The following is a 23024-nucleotide window of genomic DNA, read 5'->3' as shown; positions in this document are numbered from 1 at the left end:
GCGGATCCGGCCGCGCCAATCCCTCCCCGGAGTCGCCCTGATGCTTGCTGCCCTGTCGCCCGCGCGCCGCCACGCGCTCGCCGCCCTCGTCGCGCTGCTCGTGCTCGTCGCGGGCGCGGCCGTCGCCGTCGGCTCCACCTCCGTCGGCTCGCGGGCCGAGGCCGCGACCGCCACGAACGCCCGCCTCGTCGGGGCGATCCGCCAGGCCAACGGGCAGCTGTGGGGCGGGGCCGTCAAGGTCACCTTGTTCGACCGCAACTGGAAGCAGCTGGGCTACACGACGGCCCGCTCGACGTACTCGATCCCGGTCGTCGCCGGCACCTACCGGATCCAGGTGACCGACACCCGCCCGACGTACGACACCAACCGGTTCGCGCCCGCCGACCTCTACGTCCCCGTCGTCCCCGGCCAGACCCGGCAGGCCGACGCGGTCATGCGCAAGGGCGTCAGCATCACCGGCACCGTGACGACCGGCGGCGGCGTCGGCTCCTACGCCCGGGTGGTCGCCGCGAACCAGTACGGCCAGTCCTTCGAGACGACGGCCAATAACAACGGCCAGTTCGCCGTCGCCGGCATGCCGGCCGGCAACTACTCGGTCTTCACCTACGACGCGCGCCGCCAGTGGGCCGCCGGCAGCACCTACCTCCCCAGCCGCCGCGTCGGGGCCAACACGAACATCGCGATCAAGCTCAACTACCGCGCCGGCTCGCTCGTCGTGAACGTCGTCGGCGGCGGGCAGGACCTGCGGGGCACCGGCTGGGTGACGGCCACCAACCGCAGCAGCGGCCAGTGGTACGTCGCGCGCGCCACGAACGGCACCGTCAACTTCGCCGGCGTCGCGCCCGGCGCCTACAGCGTGACCGTCCCCGACATGGGCAACTACCTGGGCCGCACCGGCGCGCTGCCGGGCGGGCGCCACGTGCCGGCCGGCGGCGTCCTGTTCTCCGCCTTCGAGCTCGTGCAGCGCGGAGGCTCCGTCACCGGCTCCGTCACCGACGCCCGCGTCACCGACCGCGGCCTGCCGAGCGTGCTCGTGCGCCTCTTCGACAAGTACGGCGCGCCCGTCGGCAGCGCGTGGACCTCGCCGAGCGGCCGCTTCACCATCAACGGCGCCCTGCGCAGCAACGGCGGCTACAAGCTCGTCCTGGAGCGGCCCGACGGCGGCTGGGTGAAGTGGGGCACCGGCGGCAACGACCAGTGCCAGTACGCCGGCCTCACCACGACGGCCTTCACCATCCGCCAGGGCCAGGTCGCGAACGTCGGCCGCCTCGGCCTGCGCGCCGTCGGCCACCCGCAGAACGCGTTGTGCATCCCGCCGACCACGCCCACCACCGAGCCCACGGCGAGCCCGACGACCACGGCCCCGACGACCGCGCCGACCACGGCGCCCACGACGACCGCGCCCGCCCCGACGACCACCGTCACCGTGACGGCCACGCCGACGAGCACCGCCACGGCCAGCCCGACCACCCCGGCGCCCTCCGCCACGAGCAACCCGACCACCACGGTCACCGTGACGGTCACGCCGACCCCCTGACGCACCGGACCTGACGGCCCGACCCCCACGGCCCGTCCCTGACGCCCCCGACCGCCACCCGGCGCTCGGGGGCGTCGTGGTTGGGCGCGGTCGGAGAATGGGGGCATGTCCGACGTCGAGCTGCTCTCCGCCCGCGCCCTCGTCCTCGCCGACCTCGGGGCGCGCGGCTTCGCGGACGCGGAGGGTGTGTCGCTGCTGGAGAACGCGCTGTCGGAGCGCCGCTGGTGGGTCGAGCAGTGGCCCGACGGCCTCGCCTTCGTGGCCGGGCTCGTGGCCACCGACGTGCAGGACGCCCTGCTCGACCGCGGGTCGCGGTGGCCGACCTGCACCACGTGTCCCTCGGTGGAGGAGCACGCGCTGCGGGTCGACCCCGAGATCGGTGGGCCGGACCCGCACTGGGTGTGCGAGAACTCCGGCCAGGCGATCGCGCCGCTCGGGCGGCTCACCGCCGCCTGACGCCTGGGGCCTCAGGCGCTGGTGAGGTGCTCGCCCAGGAACGCGATGGTGCGCTCCATCGACACCTCGAACTGCGGGCCGAAGGCGTGCCCCTCCCCCGGGTAGGTCAGCAGCGTGCTGTCGACCCCGGCGGCCGTGAACGCCGCCTGCGTCTCCTCCGACCACACCACCGGGCACGTGTCGTCGGCGGTGCCGTGGTGGATGAGGACCGGCTCGGTGATCCGGTCGGCGTACGTCCGGGCCGACAGCCCCGCGTAGAACGCGGGGTTCTCCGCGGGCGTGCCGACGCCCGCGGTGAGCCGCTCGACCACCTCGGCCCGCTCGGGCACGGCCCAGCGCTCGTAGTTGTCGACGAAGTCGGAGCTGACCGGCGCGAAGACGACCGCCGCGTCGACAAGGCCCGGCTGCGCGACGAGCACGTTGTAGGCCACCGCGCCGCCCATGGAGCGACCGACCACCGCCGTGCGCGCCGCGTCGACGACCGGCTCCCGCTCGAGCGACCGCACCGCGTTGACGACGTCGCGGGTGTAGCCGAGGCGCGACTCCCGGTCGAGGTCGCTCGCGGGCGACGACGCCGCGTGGCCCCGGTAGTCGGTGTGGAGCACGACGTACCCCGCCCGGGCGAGCCGGTCCTGCTCGCGGCGCATGCCCTGGCCCGTGACGTAGGCCGACGGCTCGATGTAGCCGTGCGCGAGCACGACGGCCGGGAACGGCCCCGCGCCCTCCGGCACCAGCAGCACGCCGGAGACCGTCGTGCCGGAGCTGTCGTAGGTGACCTCGAAGCGTCGGTAGGGCCCCTCGGCCGCCGTCTCCCGCACCCGCTGCAGCGGGCCGCCGGCCATCTCCTCGCGCATCAGGGTGGGCAGCGACAGCTCGTGAGGTGCGGCGGGGAGGGCGTCCGCCGTACTGGTCGAGGACGGGGCCGACGCCGACGAGGACGCCGACGGCGGGGCCGGGGACGCGGGGGCCGACGACGCGGAGCCCGAGCCGTCCGCCGTGTCGTCGGACGCGCCGCTGCACGCGCCCGCGGCGAGCGCGAGGGCCAGCACGGCGGCGGCGAGGCGCACGGCGCGCCGGTGGGGAGGAACGGGCCGGAGGGGCGCGAGCGGGGTCATGGTTCCTCCTGCACGGGTGGACCCCGTCAGCGTAGCCAGCGGGTCCGTCCGGACGACCGCGTGCGGGGCGGCTGCGTCAGGGACGGTGGTCGACGTCGGCGCCGCCGGCGAGGTCGCCGCACCACACCGACGTGGCGCCCACCCGGGCGAGCAGCCGCCGGGCACCCTGGTCGCCGCCCGCGACCGCTCCCGCCGCGTCGAGGTGGTCGCGACCGAGCAGCACGGGGTGGCCGGGGCGGGGATCGGCGGGGTCGCCGTACGCCGCGCGCGCGGCCGTCGCCGGGCCGCTCCAGGCGGCGAGCACCCGTCGTACGACGTCGGGTCCCACGTCGGGCAGGTCGACCAGGTGCACGAGCACACCGGGGGCGTCGGAGGGTGCGGCGGACAGCCCCGCCCGCAGCGAGGCGCCCATGCCGTCCGCCCAGTCGGCGGCGACCACGACGTCCTCGGCGGGGTGCGGGACGGGGCCGGCGTCGAGCAGGGCGCGTGCCGCCGCGGCCTCGGCCCCGAGCACGACGAGGACCCGGGGACAGCCGCCGGCGCGCAGGGTGGCGACCGACCGCGTCAGCCAGTCGTCGACGAGCGCCTTCGGCCGGCCCATGCGCCGGCCCGCGCCAGCCGCCAGGAGGAGGCCGACGACGGCCGGTCGCCCGGCGGGTGCGGCGGGTGCGGCGGGTGCGGCGGGCTCGATGACGCCGGGCTCAGTCGTCGCTGAGCTGCACGTAGAGGGTGAAGCGGTCGGAGCGGTAGACCGAGCGCGACACCTCGACGACCTTGTCGCCCGCGACGGCGCGACGCGCGACGCGGAGCACCGGCGTACCCAGGCCGATCTCGAGCGCCTGGGCCTCCTCGGCGGTCGGCACGTCGGCCGTCACCGAGTCCTCCGCCCAGCTCGGGCGCAGGCCGCGCATCGACAGCGCGTGGTAGAGGCTCGTCGGCATGCCGCTCTGCAGGAAACCGGGGAGCAGCACCTCGTTGAGGTAGGCGTCCTCGATGCACATCGGCTGGCCGTCGGCGCGCCGCAGGCGCTTCCAGTGGATGACGGCGTCGCCCTCGGTGAGGTCGAGGGCCCGGGCCACGCCGGGGCCGGCCTGCTCGCGCCGCGCGAGGATGGTCTGCGACTCCGGCAGGAGCCCGCGGCGCTGCATCTCGGAGGTGTAGCTGAGCAGGCGCCCGACCTGGTTGCGGGGCTTGGCCACGAACGTGCCCCGTCCGGGCATCCGCTCGAGCAGGCCCTCCGCGACGAGCGCGTCCATCGCCTGGCGCACCGTCATGCGTGCGACGCCGAAGCGCTGCACCAGCTCGCGTTCCGAGGGAGCCGGCGTACCCGGCGCGCACTCGCCCACGAGGTCCCGCACGTACTCACGTACCTGCACGTGCTTGAGCGGCTCCCGCTCGACCACCACCGCGTTGTCCACGGGCTCACCGTAGGGACCCCGGGGCACCCGTGTCCGGCATTTCGACCTCAATTTCCGTACCAGGTTTCCCGAGAACGGACCAGGCGGACCGGCCGTGGACCAGACCAGGCCTGCGTCACTCCGTGCCGACGGCGCCCAGCACGTCGAGGCGGGCGGCGCGGCGCGCCGGCAGGACGGCGGCGAGCACCCCCACGACGAGCGCGGCGACGCCGAAGGCGGCGAGCTGGTCGACGGGCACGCTGACGACCTCCAGGCCCTCGTCGCGCAGGGCGCGCATGAGCACGACGCCGAGCACCACCCCGAGCACGAGCCCCAGGACGGCGCCGAGCAGCGCGATCACCACCGACTCCAGCGTGATCATCCAGCGCAGCTGCCCCCGGCCCAGCCCCACGGCGCGCAGCAGGCCGACCTCCCGCGTGCGCTCCACCACGGACAGGGCGAGGGTGTTGACGATGCCGAGCACCGCGATGACGAGGGCGAGACCGAGCAGGGCCAGCACGACGAGCACGAGCTGGTCGATGGGCTCGCGCTGCTCCGCGGCGTAGTCCGCCTGGTCCTTCACCGTCAGCAGCGGGTTGTCGGCGACCACGGCGTCGAGACGCTCCTGCGTCCCCACCAGCCCTCCGGGGGCGTCCTCGGCGACCTCGACGACGAGGGTGGAGTCGACGTCGCGGTAGCCGGCGTCGAGGAGCGTGCCGGTCGTCGTCGCGAGGGGGAACCCGATGACCGGGTCCGGCTCGACCAGCGCGACCACCGGGAGCGTGCGCTCGCCGCCGACCGTGCCGACGACCAGCTCGTCGCCCACCGCGATGCCCTCCTCCTCGGCCTCCTCGGTGTCGACGACGACCGTGCCGTCCCGCAGGTCGGCGAGGTCGCCCTCGACGACCTCCAGCTCGAGCCCGCGTCCGAGGTCGGCGGGGTCGAGACCGGCGAGGCCCTGGGGCCCGCCGTCGACCTCGACGACGCCGTAGCGCAGCGCCACCAGGCTCTCGACGCCCTCCACCTCGCGCATCGCCCCGGCCACCGCGGTCGAGAACCCCTGCCCGACCTGGTTGCTGACGACGAAGTCGCCGGGGAACGAGTCGGCGATGGTCTTGTCGACGGACGCCTTGGCGGAGTCGCCGAGGATCGCCATCGTCGAGGCCAGCGCGAGCCCGATCATCAGCGCCGACGCCGTGGCCGTCGTACGACGGGGGTTGCGCAGGGCGTTGAGGCCCGCGAGGTCCCCCACCGTCCCGAAGGCCCGGCGGTAGAGCGCGTGCGCCGCCAGCAGCACCGGCCGCCCGAGCAGCGGGCTCGCGGCCGAGACCCCGAGGAGCACGGCCAGGACCCCGGCGCCGAGCCACCAGAACGGGCGGGGCACGTCGCCGACGAGCCGCAGGCCGAGCAGCACGGCCACCGCCCCGCCCGCGACCAGCACCAGCCCCAGCAGGCTGCGGCGGCGGATGGTCGTCTCGGGGAGGGCCACGTCGTCGCGCAGCGCCTGCACGGGGGCGATGCGGGTGGTGCGGCGCGCCGGTCCCCAGGCCGCGGCCATCGTGACGAGCACGCCCACCGCGTACGCCGCGAGGACCGTGCGCGGCTCCAGCACGAGCGGCTGGCCCTCGAGGTCGAGCCCGAACCGGCCGAAGAGCGTGCGGATGGCGATCGCGAGCACGACACCGAGCCCCAGGCCGAGGGTCGAGCCGACGAGGCCGAGCACGAGCGCCTCCAGCTGCACCGAGCGCACCACCTGGCCGCGGGAGGCGCCGAGGGCGCGCAGGAGGGCGAGCTCGCGGCTGCGCTGGGCGACGAGCATCGAGAACGTGTTGACGATGAGGAAGCCGCCGACGACGAGCGCGATGCCGGCGAAGATGAGCAGGAAGGTGGTGAGGAACGAGATGGCCTCGAGCAGCACCGAGGCGGTCTCGTCGGAGGCCTGCTCCCCCGTCACCGCCTCGACGCCGTCGGGCAGCAGGGGCGCCACCGCGTCGCGCAGCTCGGTCTGCGAGGTGCCGTCGGCGGCGCTGACCCACACCTCGGTGTAGGCGTCCGGCTCGCCGAGGAGCAGGGTCTGGGCAACTGGCATCTCGAGCACCGTCACCGTCGCGCCGTTCAGCGAGGCCCGGTCCCCGAAGGCGACGAGGCCGACCAGGGTCGCCGAGAGCGTCGGGCGCTCGGACGCCGTCACGAGGGAGACGGTGTCGCCGAGCTCGTAGCCGGCCCGCTCCGCCGTCGCCGCGTCGAGCGCCACCTCGGCCTCGCCCTCGGGCGCGCGCCCGGCGGTCAGGTTCAGCCCCTCCCCGCCGCCCGCGCTCGGGGCGGTGTCGAACCCCAGGCCGAGCCCCGGCGCCCCCTGGGCCCCGACCACCTTGCCGTCGACGTCGACGACGTTGACGCCCGGCACGGTGACCTTGCCGTCGACCCGGGCCGCGCCGCCGCCGCCCGTCAGCTCGGCGGCGAGCTCGCCGACGAGGGAGGCCGGCACGGTGCGGCTCGTGCCGCCCGGCCCACCCGGGCCACCCAACCCGGTGCCGGACGCGGGCCGCACGACGACGTCGCCCACGGTGGAGGAGAACAGCGACGTGAAGGAGCGCTCGAGGGTGTCGGAGAACATGAGCGAGCCGGAGGTGAAGGCCACCCCGAGCACGACGGCGAACGTGCTCATCACCAGGCGCACCTTGCGTCCGAGCAGGCTCCGCCAGGCCGCGCGGAGCATCAGGCGTCGCCGCTCGGCGCGGGCGCCACGCCGGGGTCGGTCCGGGCCATGGCCGCCAGCACCTGCTCGCGGTCGGGCGCGCGCAGCTCGTCCACGACGCGACCGTCGGCGAGCAGCACGACGCGGTCGGTGAAGGCCGCGGCGACCGCGTCGTGGGTGACCATGACGACCGTCTGGCCGACCTCGTCCGCGCTGCGCCGCAGGAGCCCGAGCACCTCGGCGCCGGAGCGCGAGTCGAGGTTGCCGGTCGGCTCGTCGGCGAAGACGACGTCGGGGCGGCTCACGAGGGCGCGGGCGATGGCCACCCGCTGCTGCTGCCCGCCCGACAGCTCGTTCGGCTTGTGGCGCAGTCGGGGCGCGAGTCCGACGGTGGCGATGACCGAGGCCAGCACGTCCGGGTCCGGCTTGCGGCCCGCGATCGCCAGCGGCAGGAGGATGTTCTCCTCCGCCGTGAGCGTGGGCACGAGGTTGAACGACTGGAAGACGAACCCCACGCGGTCGCGCCGCAGCCGGGTGAGCTCGCGGTCGCCGAGCCCCACCAGTTCGGTGTCGCCCAGCACGACCGAACCCGAGTCCGGCGTGTCGAGACCCGCGCAGCAGTGCATGAGCGTCGACTTGCCGGAGCCGCTCGGGCCCATCACGGCGGTGAACTCGCCGCGCCCGATGTCGAGCGTGACGCCGTCGAGGGCGTGGACGCGGGACTCGCCCGCGCCGTACGTGCGCACGAGGTCGCGCACGCGGACCGCCGGGGGGCGCGACGGGGTCGGCGCCGGCGTCGCATCGGGCTCGGGCCTCATGCACCCACTCTCCCGGGTGCCCGGTCACGGCACCAGGGCGAGCCCTGGTCGGTCGCACACCTGTTCGACTACGCTCCCGCCATGGACTTCCAGGCGACCCTCTTCGCGACAGCGCCCGAGGCCGAGGCCGGGGCGGACGCCGGGGCCGGCCTGGCCGGCCGGGTGGAGCGGCACGAGCTCAGCGCGGGCGCCTGGGTGGACGTGGCGCGCGACTGGCTGGCCGCCGACGCGGACGCGGTGTTCGACGCGCTCGTGACGCGCGTGCCGTGGCGGGCCGAGCGGCGCCAGATGTACGACCGGGTGGTCGACGTGCCGCGCCTGCTCCACACGTACGGCGCGGGCCAGTCCCTGCCCCACCCCGCCCTGGAGCGCGCGCGGGACGAGCTGAGCGCGCACTACGCCGACGAGCTGGGCGAGCCGTTCACGACGGCGGGCTGCTGCTACTACCGCGACGGCCACGACTCGGTGGCTTGGCACGGCGACACCATCGGTCGCGGGTCCACCCACGACACGATGGTCGCCATCGTCTCGGTCGGCGACCCGCGGCGGCTCGCGCTGCGCCCGCGCGGCGGGGGCGAGGCCCTGTCGTTCGTGATGGGTCACGGGGACCTCGTCGTCATGGGCGGCTCGTGCCAGCGCACGTGGGAGCACGCCGTGCCGAAGGTCGCCCACGCGGGCCCGCGCCTGTCGGTGCAGTTCCGCCCCGCCGGGGTCTTCTGACCCGGCGGGCCGGGAAAACCGGAGGCGCCAGGCCGCCCGCCGACCCTAGGCTCGGCGCCCATGACCGATCTCGATGCCGGCACCTCCGTCCGCCTGGAGGAGGACGACGAGCGCGGTGGCACCTTCGAGGGTCACAGCGCGTTCGCCCGCCACTCGCCCCACTACCTGGAGGAGGACACGCCGGACCGGCACGACCGCCGGCACGACGTCGTCGTCCGCACCGCGCCCGCCCAGTTCGACCGCACGAACGCCGACGACGTCGACCGCGTCCAGCACGAGCTGATGCTCCAGCTCGCCGGCGCGGTCGACGACCACTGCCTCCGCGCGGTGCTCGCCGCCGCACCCGCCGCGGGCACCACCGTCGACGACGTCGGGGCCGACGACCTCGACGCCTGGCTGGCGGACGCCGCGTGCGCGGTCAGCCTCGACACCCGCAGCGCGTGCGACGTGGAGGCCGTCCTCGACGTCGAGCTCGACGCCTTCCTCGAGCAGCAGCGCGGCGGGTGCGGCGCGCCGTACGTCGACCTGGGCTGGACCCGGTGCGACACGGCGCCGATGGCGCGCGGCGCGGCGGTGGACGAGGGATTCCACGTGGCCCTCTCGACCGAGCACCTCCTGGGCCTGTCGAGCCGCGCCGCGCTCTTCTACATCTCGCACGTGCTGGGCGCCGACGAGTACCTGAGCGCCCGTTGCGAGCTCGCCTACGCGCCGCGCCTGCGCTTCCACCCCGGCGCCGTGCGGGTCGCCCGCGTCCGCTTCGACCACGAGGCGCACTGGCGCCGGCTCGTGGGCGAGCGCCGTGCGCGGGCGGCCGACCGGGCGCGCGACCGCGTCCGGCACGGCGAGGGCCGGCGCGGCATGCTGGACGGGTGAGCCCCTCCCCCGACGCGCCCGACCTCGACCGCCGGATCGCCGCAGCGGTCGACGACCTGCTGGACGCCCGCGCCGCCGGCGCGACCATCTGTCCCTCCGAGGCGGCGCGCCGCGTCGCGGGCGACGACGGCGACTGGCGCGCCCTCATGGACCCGGTGCGCGCGGTCGTCGGTGACCTGGTGGGCCAGGGCCGGGTCGAGGTGACCCAGGGGGGCGAGGTCGTCGACCTCGCCACCGCGCGCGGACCGATCCGGGTACGACGCGCCCGCTGACGGCACGAGGCCCCCGCTCCCGGGTGGGAGCGAGGGCCTCGCGGGTGGTGCTGGTGGAGCGGCAGACTCAGAAGTCCATGCCGCCCATGCCGCCGGTCGGGTCGCCACCGGGGGCGCCCGCCTTCTCCGGCTTGTCGGCCACGACGGCCTCGGTGGTGAGGAACAGCGCGGCGATCGACGCGGCGTTCTGCAGCGCGGAACGCGTCACCTTCGCCGGGTCGATGATGCCCGCGGCGACGAGGTCGACGTACTCGCCCGTGGCGGCGTTGAGGCCGTGACCCGGGGTCAGGTTGCGCACCTTCTCCGCCACGACGCCGCCCTCGAGGCCGGCGTTGATCGCGATCTGCTTGAGCGGGGCCTCGATGGCGAGACGCACGATGTTCGCGCCCGTCGCCTCGTCGCCCGTGAGCTCGAGCTTGTCGAACGCCGTGGCACCGGCCTGGACGAGGGCGACGCCACCACCGGCGACGATGCCCTCCTCGACGGCGGCCTTGGCGTTGCGCACCGCGTCCTCGATGCGGTGCTTGCGCTCCTTGAGCTCGACCTCGGTGGCCGCGCCGACCTTGATGACGGCCACGCCGCCGGCCAGCTTGGCGAGGCGCTCCTGGAGCTTCTCGCGGTCGTAGTCCGAGTCGCTGTTCTCGATCTCGGCACGGATCTGGTTGACGCGACCGTTGATCTGGTCGCCGTCGCCGGCGCCCTCGACGATCGTGGTCTCGTCCTTCGTGACGACGACCTTGCGCGCCTGGCCGAGGAGCTCGATGCCCGCGGTCTCGAGCGAGAGGCCGACGGTCTCGGAGATGACCTGGCCGCCGGTGAGGATCGCGATGTCCTGCAGCATGGCCTTGCGGCGGTCGCCGAAGCCCGGGGCCTTGACGGCGACGGACTTGAACGTGCCGCGGATCTTGTTGACGACCAGCGTCGAGAGGGCCTCGCCGTCGACGTCCTCCGAGATGATGAGGAGCGGCTTGCCGGTCTGGATGACCTTCTCCAGCAGCGGCAGCAGGTCCTTCACGTTCGAGATCTTGCTCTCGACGAGGAGCAGGTAGGCGTCCTCCAGGACGGCCTCCATGCGCTCCATGTCGGTGGCGAAGTAGGCCGAGATGTAGCCCTTGTCGAACCGCATGCCCTCGGTCAGCTCGAGGTCGATGCCGAAGGTGTTCGACTCCTCGACGGTGATGACGCCTTCCTTGCCGACCTTGTCCATCGCCTCGGCGATGATGTCGCCGACGGTCGGGTCGGCGGCGGAGATGGCCGCGGTCGCAGCGATCTGCTCCTTGGTCTCGATCTCCTTGGCGAGCGCCAGCAGCTGCTCGGAGACGGACGCGACGGCGGCCTCGATGCCCCGCTTGAGGGCGATCGGGTTGGAGCCGGCGGCGACGTTGCGCAGACCCTCGCGGACCAGCGCCTGCGCGAGGACGGTGGCCGTCGTCGTGCCGTCACCGGCGACGTCGTCGGTCTTCTTGGCGACCTCCTTGACCAGCTCGGCGCCGATCTTCTCGTAGGGGTCCTCGAGCTCGATCTCCTTGGCGATGCTCACACCGTCGTTGGTGATCGTGGGGGCACCCCACTTCTTCTCGAGCACGACGTTGCGGCCCTTGGGACCGAGGGTGACCTTGACGGCATCGGCGAGGGTGTTCATCCCACGCTCGAGACCGCGCCGGGCCTCCTCGTTGAAAGCGATGAGCTTCGACATGTTCTCCTGCGATTCCTTGTCTGCTGGAGAGTGCGGATGGCCCGGGTCGTCGCCCGCGACGGACGGTCAGGCCGACCGGCGGACCCTTCCCACCGTCGCTGCTGACCTCGACTCACCGAGCCGGGTGGTGCTGCACGTTCGGTGGCACTCTCACCAGGAGAGTGCCAGTCCAATGTCTAGCACTCGACCCCCGGGAGTGCAAGGAGACGAGCCGTCAGCCGAGGCGCCGCACGACGAGCTCGGCGACGTGCTCGGCCATCTCGGGGGCCACGTCGAGGTAGAGCCCGGGCTCGATGAGCTCGAGCTCGCTCACCGCCCACGCGCCGTCGTGGTGGAGCAGGTCGACGCGGGCGTAGTCGAGCGTCGTCGAGCGCAACTCCTGGGCCGCCTCGACGGCCCGGCGGGCCACGACGGCGATCTCGTCGACCAGCGGCACGGCGCGGGAGCTCCCGCCGTACTGCTCGTGCACCCGCACCTCGCCCCCGGCGGGACGCTTGTCCACCTGCAGCACGGGACGCCCGTCGAGGACGAAGACGGAGGTCTCGCCGGTCGTGCGCACGGACGCGACCAGCGGCTGCACGACCCACGGCCCGGCCGTCAGGCCCTCCAGGCGCGGGTCCTCCACGGAGTCCACGACCACGACCCCCACCCCGCCGGCGCCGGTGGCGGGCTTGACGACGACCGTCCCCCAGTCCGCGGTCGCCGCGGCGAGGACGGGGCGCAGGGTGGCGTCGTCGACGGCCCGGGTCGGCACCGTCGGCACGCTCTCGGCCAGGCCGACGAGGTAGGTCTTGTCGGCGTTCCACGCGAACGTGGCGGCGCCGTTGAGCAGGCGCGTCGCGGCCTCGGTACGGCGCGCCCACTCCAGGAAGGCGGGCAGCCGGCGGTGGTAGTCCCACGTCGCGCGCACCGCGACGAGGTCGGCCCCGGCCCAGTCGACGGCCGGGTCGTCCCAGACCGCCCATCGGGCGTCGACACCGCGCGCGTCGAGGGCGGCGACGAGCCGCTCCCCGCCGGTCTCGCCCGCCGGGGCGAGCTGGAAGGTGGCGAGGAGGACGGTGGGACGGGCGGCGGGGCGGGCGGCGGCGGTCACCGCGGAAGCCTAGGACGCCGTGGAGGTGCCCGCCGGACCGGTCGCGTCCGCGTGGTCGCGCGGCCCGCCCACGACCTGGTCGTCGATGCCCCAGTCGTCGGCGTCCCAGCCCTCGCGCGGCCCCGCTGCCTCGACCGCTGCCTCGACCGCTGCTTCGACCCCGGCCTCGACCGGGGCGGCGGGGGGTGCGTGGTGCCCGAACGGCACCTCGTCGACGTGGCCCAGCGCTGCCAGCACGGACGGCAGGACGGCCTTGGCCGTGCGCTTGTAGCCCGCCGCGCTGGGGTGGAACCGGTCGAGGCTGAACATCTCGTCCGGGTTGGTGATGAAGAACGGACCGACCACGTCGGCGAGCGAGACCACGCGGGCGCCGGCGGCGACGGCGGCGACCCGCTGCGCGGCGGCGAGCTGGCGCGAGGCCCGCGAGCCGAGCGAGCGCAGCGGCTGGGGCACGGGACGCAGGGCACCGAGGTCGGGGCACGTGCCGACGACCACGGGGATGCCCCGCTCGCGGAGCGCCTCGATCGCCTCCCGCAGGTGGCGCACCGAGTCGGCGACGGGCACGCGGTGGGTCACGTCGTTGCCGCCCACCACCAGCACGGCGACGTCGGCGCGGTAGTCGGGCGGCAGCACGGCCAGCTGGTCGCCCAGCATGCTCGACTCGGCGCCGACCTGCGCGACGCTGCGCAGCCGCACGGGGCGCTCCAGCTCGCTCGCGACGTGCTTGGCGACGCGGGCGCCGAAGGTGTCGCCGGGCGTCTCCGCGCCCAGGCCGGCGGCGATGGAGTCGCCGAGGACGAGCAGCTCGACGGGCCGCCCGCCGTACCGCTTGCGGTAGGTCTTGTCCGCGTCCAGCGCCTGCTCCCCGAGCGGCTTGCCGATGAGGCGCCGCGCCGTCGCGGCCTGGCGGCGCAGGAGCGACCTCCCGCCGTACCCCACCGCGACCCCGACACCACCGGCAGCAGTCGCGACCGCGACCGCGGCGCGCACCTTCGACGAAGCAGACATGCGCTCGTTGATGCCCGACGCGCACGAGCGCGAGGTGAACGCGCCGCCAACGCGGCGTGCCCTGCCCCCGACACTTGAGGCGGCCGCCCGGGACCGCTCACCAACGGGCAGACGCACGACGGCCCCGCCCCCTCCCGGGAGCGGGGCCGCGTGGCGCGGTCCGTGCGGCGGCTCAGGCCAGGCCGGTGGCGGCGAACGCCGCGTAGTTCGGCGCGATCGTCGCGGCCGGCGCGACCGCCCCGGCGACGGCGTCGAGCGTCTTGAGGCCGTGGCCCGTGTTGATGACCACCGTCTCCTTGGTGGTGTCGAGCTGGCCGGTCTCGACGAGCTTCTTCAGCACGCCGACGGTGGTGCCGCCCGCGGTCTCGGTGAAGATGCCCTCGGTGCGGGCGAGCAGCACGATGGCCTCGCGCACCTCGTCGTCGCTGACGTCCTCGACGACCCCGCCGGTGCGGCGGCACACGTCGAGCACGTAGGGCCCGTCGGCCGGGTTGCCGATGGCGAGCGACTTGGCGATCGTGTCGGGCTTGACCGGGCGGACGACCTTCTTGCCGTCCTTGAACGCCGCCGCGACGGGCGAGCAGCCCGTGGCCTGGGCGCCGAAGATCGTGTACGGCTTGTCCTCGACCAGACCGAGCTGGATCAGCTCCTGGAACGCCTTGTCGACCTTCGTCAGCTGCGAGCCCGAGGCGACGGGGATGACGACCTGGTCGGGCAGGCGCCACCCGAGCTGCTCGGCGATCTCGTAGCCCAGCGTCTTCGACCCCTCGGCGTAGAAGGGGCGCACGTTGACGTTGACGAACGCCCAGCCCTCCTCCTCGCCCGCGATCTCGGAGGCCAGCTTGTTGACGTCGTCGTAGTTGCCCTCGACGGCCACCAGCGAGTCGGTGAAGACGGCCGAGTTCACGACCTTCGGCGTCTCGAGGTTGCTGGGGATGAACACGACCGTGCGGATGCCGGCGCGGGCGCCCGCAGCGGCGACGGCGTTGGCCAGGTTCCCGGTGGAGGGGCAGGCGAACACGCGGCTGCCGAGCTCGCGGGCGGCGCTGAGCGCGCAGGCGACGACCCGGTCCTTGAAGGAGTTCGTCGGGTTCGTCGAGTCGTCCTTGACCCACAGCTTCTCCAGGCCGAGGGTCGCGGCCAGGTTGCGCGCCTCCAGCAGCCGCGTGAAGCCGGGCTCGGTGTTGGGGCTGCTCGCGATGTCGGTCGGCACCGGCAGGAGCGCCTGGTAGCGCCAGATGTTGCGGGGCCCGGCCTCGATCTCCTCGCGCGTCACCGCCGGGAAGTCGTAGGCCACCTCCAGGGGGCCGAAGCACTCCGGACAGGCGTAGGAGGGACCCAGCTCCACCTGGTGGCCGCACTCGCGGCACGAGAGGGCGGTGGCGTTGCCGAACGCGCCCTCGCGGAGGGTGGGGCTGCCGGGGGCGGGGCTGGTGGCGGGCGTGGTGCCCGCGGTGGTCTCGGTCTCGACGACGGACGCGCTCATGAGTCCTCCTTCTCATCTTCCCCGCGACGTCCCTCGCCGTGGGCCGGAATTAGCACCGTTTCCACGACTGCCGACGGGGCGCCGGCAGGGAGACGTGGCGGTTGCCGGGACTTCACAGGGCCGTTCCCTCAGTCCCTCTCGATGAGCTGTGCGTCAGCGTAGGGAGGGGCGCGAGCGGGGCGCGAATCGTCGTACCGTCATGTGGGACACGTGTCCACCCACTGGGACACGCGCGGCCGTCACCCCGCCGTGGCGCGGCGGAGCACGGCCGGGACCGACGTCAGGCGCGGACGGACGCGGCGTCGGAGGCGAGCCGTCGGAGCAGGTCCAGCACGCCCTCCGGGCCGGGTACGACGACGTCGGCCAGGTCGGCGAGCGCGCTCTGCTCCTCCGACGCCGAGCAGACCAGCAGCGCGGGCATCCCCTGGTTGCGCAGGTCCGCCACGGCCTTGAAGGCCTCGACGTCGCCGAGGTCGTCGCCGGCGAAGACGAAGCCACCGGCGCGGGTCTCGCGCACCAGCGTGCGCACGGCCTCGCCCTTGTGCATGCCCGGCGAGCGCACCTCGATGACCGACCGGCCCGGCTCGACGCCGAGCTCGTTGGCGGCCGCCAGCTCCGACACCAGGGGCATGAGGCGCTCGAACGCGCCCTGCGGGTCGGCCAGACGACGGGTGTGGACCGCGATGGCCAGGCCCTTCTCCTCGACGTACGCCTCCGTGGCGTCCGCGGTGCGCAGCACCTTCGGCAGGCCGGCGAGGAAGGTCGAGAGCCCGTGCGGCGGGCGGGGCGAGCGGACGCGGCGGTCCTGGGTGTCCCAGCGCTCGTTGCCGTACTGCCCGAAGACGTAGAGGTCGCTGCCGGCGTCGTGCACCAGCTCGCCCACCTCGTCGAGACCACCGAGGGCCAGCACCTGGCGCGCGGGACGACCCGTCACCACGGCGAGGGCGCGCACGTGCACCGCGAGGTCGACGAGCACGCCCGGCGCGTCGTCGTGGATGTGGGCCGTGGCGGGGTCGTCGACGATCGGCGAGAGGGTGCCGTCGAAGTCGAGCGCGACCACGGTCGAGGCCGCCACCTTCACCACCGCGGCGTAGTGCCGCTCGGCGCTCGGGGAGGAGAACTCCATGACGGACAGTGGACCACGGAACGCCACCGCCGCGGGCATCGATCGCGACCGGAGCCGCGTCACACCGCGCGGGGGTGCCTCAGGCGCGGTCGGCGGTGAGGATCACCGTCAGCCGATCGCCCCGCATGGGGTCGACGGCCGGCATGAGGCGGGTGATGCCGAGGTCCTCGGCGAGCAGCTGCGCCTCGCGCTCGAGCCGCTCGGGGAAGTAGACGGTGGAGGCCGGGATCGTGCCGACCCAGTTGTCGGACCCGACGACCTGCCAGCCGGCGGCGGCGGCCTCGTCGCCGGTGCGCGACGCCAGGCCCCGGATGCCCGAGTTGTTGAAGACCTCGACGACGACCTGTGCGCGGTCCACCGGCGGCGGCTCGGGCGCCGGCGGCGGGGCCGGGGCGCTCGTGGCGGTCTCGGTCGGGGTCGCCTCCGAGGTGGCGGCCGGCTGGGCGGCCGTCACGACCTCGTCGTCCCGGTCGTCCCCGCCGGTGAGGGCGAAGGCGAGGCCGGCCATGGCGACGGCGATGACGCTGAGCATGACGAGGGGGGCGGGGTACGCCGCCCCGCGGTCGTCGCGACGGGTGCGCACGGCGCTCAGTCGTCGAAGCCGAGGCGGCGGGCGGAGCGCTGGCGCTGCCGCGCCGCGCGCAGCCGACGCAGGCGACGGACCAGCAGCGGGTCGGCCGCGAGCGCCTCCGGCTTGTCGATGAGGGCGTTGAGCACCTGGTAGTAGCGCGTGGAGCTCATCTGGAACTTGTTCCGGACCGCCTGCTCCTTCGCCCCGGCGTACTTCCACCAGTGGCGCTCGAGCTCGAGGATCTCGAGGTCGCGCTCCGACAGGCCCTCGGCCTCGACGGCGCTCCGTGCGTCCGGGGAGACGGCGTTCGCGGCATCCATGGACAGCTCCTGGTGCAGGGGACGGGCGGCGGCGCGCCCCGCGGGGTGCGCCACGCGCGTTCTCACGCGCGATCCCGGCCATGGTAGGCGACGAACGACAACGGTGTCATTCACGCGCGCGGTGCGTCGCGGCGCGACCCACCGGACAGGCCGGGCGGGTCGCGCCCCTCGTCCCACTAGGGTGATCGCGTGGCTCCCACAGGCACGGCAGACCTCGTCATCGTCGCCAACCGACTCCCCGTCGACCGCACGACCAACCCCGACGGCTCCGTCGGGTGGCGCCGCTCGCCGGGTGGCCTGGTCAGCGCGCTCGAGCCGGTCATGCGCGCCAACGACGGCGCGTGGATCGGCTGGCCCGGCGGGAGCGGCGACAGCGACCTCGAGCCGTTCGTCGAGGACGGGCTGCAGCTCGTCCCCGTCGGCCTGAGCGCCGAGGAGGTCGTCGAGTTCTACGAGGGCTTCTCCAACAGCACGCTGTGGCCGCTCTACCACGACGTCGTCGCCAAGCCGGAGTTCCACCGCGAGTGGTTCGACTCCTACGTCCGCGTCAACGAGCGCTTCGCCGCGCGCGCCGCGGAGATCGCCGCCGAGGGCGCGACCGTGTGGGTGCAGGACTACCAGCTGCAGCTCGTCCCCCAGATGCTGCGCGACCTGCGCCCCGACCTGCGGATCGGGTTCTACCTCCACATCCCGTTCCCCCCCACCGAGCTGTTCCAGCAGCTGCCGTGGCGCCGCCAGATCCTCGAGGGGCTGCTGGGCGCGGACCTCGTGGGCTTCCAGCTGCCCGGCGCGGCGCAGAACTTCATCCGGCTCGTGCGCCAGCGGGTGGGGCACAAGACGCACCGCGACATGGTCTACCTGCCCGACGGGCGCATGGTGAAGGCGGCCGCGTTCCCCATCAGCATCGACACCGCCGGGTTCGAGGAGCTGGCGCGCTCCGAGACCGTCGACCGGCGCGCCCGCGCGATCCGGGAGGCGCTCGGCAACCCGGGCAAGATCTTCCTCGGCATCGACCGGCTCGACTACACGAAGGGCATCTACGCCCGGCTGCGCGCCTTCTCCGAGCTCGTGGCCGACGGCCACTTCGGGGTCGAGGACGCCGTGTTCGTGCAGGTCGCGACGCCGTCGCGCGAGCGGGTGGAGCAGTACCGGATCCTGCGCGACGACATCGACCGGCTCGTGGGTCGCATCAACGGCGACCTCGGGCGCATCGGGCGCCCCGTCATCTCCTACCTGCACTCCTCGTACCCCCGCGAGGAGATGGCCGCGCTCTACCGGGCGGCCGACGTCATGGTGGTCACGCCGTACCGCGACGGGATGAACCTCGTGGCCAAGGAGTACGTCGCGTGCCGCTACGACAACGACGGGGCCCTCGTGCTCTCGGAGTTCGCGGGCGCGGCGGAGGAGCTGCGCCAGGCGTGGCTCGTCAACCCCTACGACATCAACGGCATGAAGCAGGCGCTCCTGGCCGCGCACCAGGCGGACCCGAAGGACCGCGGTCGCCGCATGAAGGCGATGCGCAAGACGGTGACGGAGAAGGACGTGGCGTTCTGGGCCGCGCGGTTCCTCGAGGAGCTGTCGGCCACGCGTCCCGACCACGGCAAGACGGTCCGTCCCGCCCGCAAGTCCTGACGGGCGGGGACGGCCGGCCCCGCGGGGCCGGACCCACCCCCGCCCCCGCCCCCGCCCCCGCTCAGTAGCCGTACACGTCGCGCAGGCTGCGCCGCGTCGTCACACCGTCGAGCACGTCGATGTCGTCGACCGTGATGAGCGCCGGGTGGTCGACCCCGACGGCCTCGGCGACCTTCAGCAGGTCGCGGCGCAGCGACACGAGGTAGTTCGTGACCCGCTCGGCCTTCGACGGCACGTCGAGGCCGCGCACGTAGCGCGGGTCCTGCGTCGCGACCCCCACCGGGCACCGGTCGGTGTGGCACTTCTGGGCCTGGATGCACCCCAGCGCCAGCATCGCCTCGCGGCCGACGCTGATCACGTCGACGCCCAGCGCGAAGGCGACCACGGCGTTCTCCGGGATGCCGAGCTTGCCGGCCCCGAGGAAGGTCACCCGGTCCCCCAGCCCGGCGGCGTCGAAGCGCTTGCGCACCTCGGCGAACCCGATGCGGAAGGGGTAGGCCACGGCGTCGGAGAAGATGAGCGGCGCCGCGCCGGTGCCGCCCTCGCCCCCGTCGATGTTGACGAAGTCGACGCCGCGCTCGCCCGACGCCATCTGCGCGACGAGCTCGTCCCAGAAGTCGAGGTTGCCGACCGCGGACTTGATGCCGACCGGCAGCCCGGTGGCGTCCGCGACGCGCTCGACGAGGTCGAGCATGGAGTCGACGCTGTCGAAGGCCGTGTGCCGGCTCGGGGAGGCGCAGTCGACGCCGACGGGGATGCCGCGCACCTCGGCGATCTCGGGGGTCACCTTCGCGCCCGGCAGCAGCCCGCCGAGGCCCGGCTTCGCGCCCTGGGACAGCTTGATCTCGATGGCGCGCACCGGCGCGGACGCCACGAGGTCCACGAGCCGGGCGAGGTCGAACCGCCCCTCCGCGTCACGGCAGCCGAAGTACGCCGTACCGATCTGGAAGACGAGGTCGCCCCCGGCGCGGTGGTACGTCGAGAGCCCGCCCTCGCCGGTGTTCTGCCAGGCCCCGGCGGTCGCGACGCCCTGGTTCAGCGCCGTGATCGCCGCGTGCGACAGCGACCCGAAGCTCATGCCGGAGACGTTGACGATCGACGGCGGGACGAAGGCGTGGCGACGCCCGCGCGGCCCGCCGAGCACCTTGAGGCCCGGCAGGGGCACGCCCTCCTCGCTGTGCGGGTGCGTGCCCGGGCCGCTGCCGGCGAAGGTGCGGTGCTTCACGACGGGGTAGCCCGCGGTGTTCTCGACGTCGTTGTCGGTGCCGAACCCGACGTACGCGTTCTCCAGCTTGGAGCTCGCGTAGACCCAGCGGCGCTGGTCGCGGCTGAAGGGCCGCTCCTCGTCGTTGGAGGTCACGATGTACTGCCGCAGCTCGGGGCCGAAGCGCTCCACAAGGAAGCGGCCGTGGCCGACGACCGGGTAGTTGCGCAGGATGGCGTGCTTCTTCTGGGTCGCGTCGCGCACGGCGAGGGCGCCGACGGCCGCGGCGCCGAGACCGGCCAGGGATGTCCACCTCATCCACCCACCTTGCCCCACGACCGTTCGACGGGCGAGGTGACCGGTGGGTAACAGACCCTCCCCTGGCCCTGCGCGCCGGAGTACCTTGCCCCCCATGGACCTCCTCCCGAAGCCCGACCAGGTCATCTCGGCCACCGGCAACGTGGCGCACAAGGTGCTCTACGGCGGGCTCGCCGACCTGCGGAAGATGCCCCGGGTGCTCATCGACGACGGTCAGCTGCGCGAGGTCTACCACTACCGCCCGGACCCCTCGGTCCCCGAGAAGGGCGACCCCGTCCTGCTGGTGACGCCGCTCGCGGCGCCGGCGAGCTGCTTCGACCTGCGGCGGGGCTGCTCGCTGGTCGAGCACCTCGTGGCCGAGGGGCGCCCGACGTACCTCGTGGAGTACGGCCAGGTCTCCTTCCGCGACCGCAACCTCGGGATGGAGCACTGGATCTCCGAGGTGGTGCCGACCGCGATCCGGGAGGTCGCGCGGCACTCCGGCGGGCGCCCCGTGCACGTCGTCGGGTGGAGCCTCGGCGGCATCTTCGCGGCCCTCACGCTGGCCGGCGACACCGACCTTCCGGTCGCCTCGCTCACCGTCGTGGGCTCGCCCTTCGACCTCAGCAAGGTGCCGCTCATCGCCCCGCTGCGCCCGCTGCTCAACCTCGACGTGCTGCCGCCGCAGCTGCGCGCGGTCACGCGGGTCTACCAGACGATGGGCGGGGCGCCGCGGCCCCTCGTGCGGTGGGCCTTCCAGCTCAGCGCCTTCCAGAAGCTGGTGACCAAGCCGCTGGCGCTGGCGGCCAACCTCGACGACGCCGACTTCCTCGCCCAGGTGGAGGCCGTGAACGCGTTCACGGCGGGGATGATCGCCTACCCCGGCCGCTCGTTCGGGCAGCTCTACCACCGGATGTACCGGGGCAACGCCCTGCTCTCCGGCACCTTCCCCCTCGACACCCCCGACGGGCCGCGGGAGATCCGCGTCGCCGACATCACCTGCCCCGTGCTGGTGTTCGCGGGCGCGACCGACGGCATCGCGCCCGTCAGCGCGGTCAAGCCGCTGACCGAGCTGCTGACCGGCGCCGAGGAGGTCCAGTTCGAGGTCGTGCCCGGCGGGCACCTCGGCATGCTGACCGGCCGCGCGGCGCGGGGGACGACCTGGCGCTCCATCGACGCGTGGGTCGACCAGTGGTCGACGCCGCGCCCGGGCTCGACGCCGCGCCCGGGCTCCACCCCGCCGAGCGCGCCCCGCGCCGACCGCATCGGCTCCAACCCCGACCGCCGCTACGGATCGGCGGCGTCGCGTGCGTTCGGCTGAGCGCCCGGCGCCCTCCCCCACCACCCGCACGCTCCCCCGCTCCGTCCGCCTCGGCTACGGCAGCGGCTCGGTCGCCACCGGCGCCTTCGGCACGGTGCCGGGCCTCATGCTGCTGCCCTACCTGACCGACGAGCTCGGCGTCGCCGCCCTGTGGGCCGGCATCCTCGTCGTCGCCCCGAAGGCCTGGGACGTCGTGGTCAACCCGGTCGCCGGGCGCATCACGGACCGCACGCGCGACCCCCGCGGCCCGCGCCGGCCGTGGCTGCTGCGCGCCGGGCTGCCCCTGGCCGTGCTCTTCGCGCTCGTCTTCGCCTCGCCCGGCCTCGGGGCGCAGTGGCTCGAGGCGCTCTGGGTGCTGGTCGCGTTCCTGGGCTGCGCGACGGCGTACGCGTTCTTCCAGGTGCCCTACGTCGCGATGCCCGCGGAGATCACCGACTCCTACGACGAGCGCACCCGGCTGATGACGTGGCGCGTCGCGATCCTGGCGCTGACCATCCTCGTGGCGGGCGCGAGCGCGCCGGCCATCCGCGACGCCGTCGGCGGGCGCGACGGCTACCGGGCCATGGGCCTGACGATCGCGGTCCTCATCGCCGTCGGCGTGGTCGGGGCGTACGTCGGCACGCGCCGCGCGCCCGTCCTCGCCCCCGCCGCGGGGGCCGGCAGCCTGCGCGACCAGCTGCGGGTCGTCGCGCGCGCCCACGACTTCCGGCTGCTGCTCTCGACGTACGTCGTGCAGGCCCTCGCGGTCGGCACCATGCTCGCCGGCGTCGACTACCTCGCCCGGCACGTGCTCGAGGACGCGTCGCTGGCGACGCCGCTGTTCGTCTGCTTCGTCGGCCCGGCGCTCGTGCTGACCCCGGTCTGGACCCGGTACGGCGAGCGGGTGGGCAAGCAGCGCGGGTTCGTCGTCGCCTCGCTCGTGCTGGCGGCGGGCGCCGCCGCGACCGCCAGCGCCCTCGTCGCGCCGCTGGTCGTCGTCGCGCTGGCGGTCGCCGTGGTCGGCGTCGGGTACGCCGGCACCCAGGTCTTCCCGCTGGCGATGCTCCCGGACGCCGCGGCCGTCGACGCGCGCCGCACCGGGGAGAACCGGGCCGGCGTCTACACCGGCGTGTGGACCGCGGGCGAGACCGTCGGCCTGGCCCTGGGCCCCGGTGTCTTCGGCGTCGCGCTCGCGCTGGGCGGCTACGTGTCGAGCACCGGGGGCGCCTCCGCGCAGCCGGACTCGGCCGTCACCGCCATCGCGCTCGGCTTCTCGCTCGTGCCCGCCGCGCTGGTGCTGCTCAGCCTGCTGTGGCTGCGGCGCTACTCCCTCGACGCGACGACCGTCGCCGAGGTGAGCGCGTGAGCGGGCCCGAGCACCCCGTCCTCGCCCGCCTCGCGGAGC

Annotated in this window: 21 protein-coding genes and 1 riboswitch; of the genes, 8 read left to right on the top strand and 13 right to left on the bottom strand. The window is 74.4% G+C overall.

The features are described 5' to 3' along the window. The first annotated feature begins 40 nt into the window (after positions 1-40). On the top strand, positions 41-1537 hold the full coding sequence (locus tag KK617_RS07950) for a hypothetical protein (protein WP_277499330.1): 1497 nt from the start codon (positions 41-43) through the stop codon (positions 1535-1537). A gap of 105 nt (positions 1538-1642) precedes the next feature. Then, positions 1643-1993, top strand: coding sequence for a hypothetical protein (locus KK617_RS07945; RefSeq protein WP_277499329.1), 351 nt, complete (start codon positions 1643-1645; stop codon positions 1991-1993). A gap of 11 nt (positions 1994-2004) precedes the next feature. Here the strand turns inward: KK617_RS07945 and KK617_RS07940 are convergent, their stop codons facing one another. The 5 genes from KK617_RS07940 to KK617_RS07920 form a co-directional block, all read right to left on the bottom strand. Further along, positions 2005-3108, bottom strand: a complete 1104-nt coding sequence (locus KK617_RS07940; protein ID WP_277499326.1) for an alpha/beta fold hydrolase — start codon at positions 3106-3108, stop codon at positions 2005-2007. Positions 3109-3184: 76 nt separating this feature from the next. Continuing rightward, positions 3185-3733, bottom strand: a complete 549-nt coding sequence (locus tag KK617_RS07935; RefSeq protein WP_277499361.1) for an NTP transferase domain-containing protein — start codon at positions 3731-3733, stop codon at positions 3185-3187. Between the two features lie 76 nt (positions 3734-3809). Then, a complete protein-coding gene (locus KK617_RS07930) occupies positions 3810-4526 on the bottom strand; it encodes a GntR family transcriptional regulator (protein ID WP_277499324.1) in 717 nt (238 codons plus the stop codon). 115 nt (positions 4527-4641) lie between these two features. Continuing rightward, complete coding sequence (locus KK617_RS07925; protein WP_277499322.1) at positions 4642-7173, bottom strand: FtsX-like permease family protein; 2532 nt, start codon at positions 7171-7173, stop codon at positions 4642-4644. Positions 7174-7223: 50 nt separating this feature from the next. Next, positions 7224-8021, bottom strand: a complete 798-nt coding sequence (locus tag KK617_RS07920) for an ABC transporter ATP-binding protein (RefSeq protein ID WP_277499320.1) — start codon at positions 8019-8021, stop codon at positions 7224-7226. A gap of 81 nt (positions 8022-8102) precedes the next feature. Between KK617_RS07920 and KK617_RS07915 the strand changes: the two genes are divergently transcribed. The 3 genes from KK617_RS07915 to KK617_RS07905 are packed head-to-tail and all read left to right on the top strand — an operon-like array spanning position 8103 to position 9886. Next, positions 8103-8741 carry an alpha-ketoglutarate-dependent dioxygenase AlkB gene (locus KK617_RS07915; protein WP_277499318.1) on the top strand — a complete coding sequence of 213 codons (639 nt, stop codon included), beginning with the start codon at positions 8103-8105 and terminating at the stop codon, positions 8739-8741. A gap of 60 nt (positions 8742-8801) precedes the next feature. Beyond that, positions 8802-9614, top strand: a complete 813-nt coding sequence (locus KK617_RS07910; RefSeq protein WP_277499317.1) for a hypothetical protein — start codon at positions 8802-8804, stop codon at positions 9612-9614. Continuing rightward, positions 9611-9886: a DUF3253 domain-containing protein gene (locus KK617_RS07905; protein WP_277499316.1), complete on the top strand. Its 276-nt coding sequence runs from the start codon at positions 9611-9613 to the stop codon at positions 9884-9886. Before KK617_RS07910 ends, KK617_RS07905 begins: the two co-directional genes overlap by 4 nt. A 67-nt stretch (positions 9887-9953) precedes the next feature. On the opposite strand, the gene groL is transcribed toward KK617_RS07905, so the two are convergent. The 7 genes from groL to KK617_RS07870 all read right to left on the bottom strand — a co-directional run bounded on the left by groL (position 9954) and on the right by KK617_RS07870 (position 17186). Next, positions 9954-11582 carry a chaperonin GroEL gene (groL, locus tag KK617_RS07900; protein ID WP_277499315.1) on the bottom strand — a complete coding sequence of 543 codons (1629 nt, stop codon included), beginning with the start codon at positions 11580-11582 and terminating at the stop codon, positions 9954-9956. Between the two features lie 214 nt (positions 11583-11796). Further along, complete coding sequence (locus KK617_RS07895; protein ID WP_277499314.1) at positions 11797-12675, bottom strand: hypothetical protein; 879 nt, start codon at positions 12673-12675, stop codon at positions 11797-11799. 9 nt (positions 12676-12684) lie between these two features. Next, positions 12685-13683 carry an SGNH/GDSL hydrolase family protein gene (locus tag KK617_RS07890; RefSeq protein WP_277499312.1) on the bottom strand — a complete coding sequence of 333 codons (999 nt, stop codon included), beginning with the start codon at positions 13681-13683 and terminating at the stop codon, positions 12685-12687. A 172-nt stretch (positions 13684-13855) separates the two neighbouring features. Then, a complete protein-coding gene (gene thrC, locus KK617_RS07885) occupies positions 13856-15169 on the bottom strand; it encodes a threonine synthase (protein WP_277499311.1) in 1314 nt (437 codons plus the stop codon). Positions 15170-15178: 9 nt separating this feature from the next. Beyond that, positions 15179-15317, bottom strand: a riboswitch (SAM riboswitch). Positions 15318-15449: 132 nt separating this feature from the next. Beyond that, positions 15450-16295 carry a trehalose-phosphatase gene (gene otsB / locus KK617_RS07880; protein ID WP_277499309.1) on the bottom strand — a complete coding sequence of 282 codons (846 nt, stop codon included), beginning with the start codon at positions 16293-16295 and terminating at the stop codon, positions 15450-15452. A gap of 79 nt (positions 16296-16374) precedes the next feature. Then, positions 16375-16878, bottom strand: a complete 504-nt coding sequence (locus KK617_RS07875; protein WP_277499308.1) for a LytR C-terminal domain-containing protein — start codon at positions 16876-16878, stop codon at positions 16375-16377. Positions 16879-16883: 5 nt separating this feature from the next. Further along, positions 16884-17186 carry a DUF3263 domain-containing protein gene (locus tag KK617_RS07870; protein WP_277499307.1) on the bottom strand — a complete coding sequence of 101 codons (303 nt, stop codon included), beginning with the start codon at positions 17184-17186 and terminating at the stop codon, positions 16884-16886. A gap of 189 nt (positions 17187-17375) precedes the next feature. Here KK617_RS07870 and KK617_RS07865 point away from each other — a divergent pair, with 189 nt between their 5' ends. Continuing rightward, the gene (locus tag KK617_RS07865) at positions 17376-18818 is read left to right on the top strand and encodes a trehalose-6-phosphate synthase (RefSeq protein ID WP_277499306.1); all 1443 of its coding nucleotides are present in this window, start codon (positions 17376-17378) and stop codon (positions 18816-18818) included. Between the two features lie 61 nt (positions 18819-18879). On the opposite strand, the gene KK617_RS07860 is transcribed toward KK617_RS07865, so the two are convergent. Further along, positions 18880-20340, bottom strand: coding sequence for an FMN-binding glutamate synthase family protein (locus tag KK617_RS07860; RefSeq protein WP_277499305.1), 1461 nt, complete (start codon positions 20338-20340; stop codon positions 18880-18882). 94 nt (positions 20341-20434) lie between these two features. On the opposite strand from KK617_RS07860, the gene KK617_RS07855 reads away from it, so the two are divergent. Next, entirely contained in the window at positions 20435-21640 is a 1206-nt protein-coding gene (locus tag KK617_RS07855) for an alpha/beta fold hydrolase (RefSeq protein WP_277499304.1), read from the top strand. Beyond that, the gene (locus KK617_RS07850; RefSeq protein ID WP_277499303.1) at positions 21627-22985 is read left to right on the top strand and encodes an MFS transporter; all 1359 of its coding nucleotides are present in this window, start codon (positions 21627-21629) and stop codon (positions 22983-22985) included. The genes KK617_RS07855 and KK617_RS07850 overlap by 14 nt, the downstream gene beginning before the upstream one ends. The last annotated feature ends 39 nt before the right edge of the window (positions 22986-23024 follow it).

The sequence above is a fragment of the Nocardioides sp. ChNu-99 genome, from assembly GCF_029493445.1.
GTDB lineage: Bacteria > Actinomycetota > Actinomycetes > Propionibacteriales > Nocardioidaceae > Nocardioides.
The sequence above is the reverse complement of the archived record's forward strand: the minus strand, read 5'-3'. Positions and strand labels throughout refer to the sequence as shown.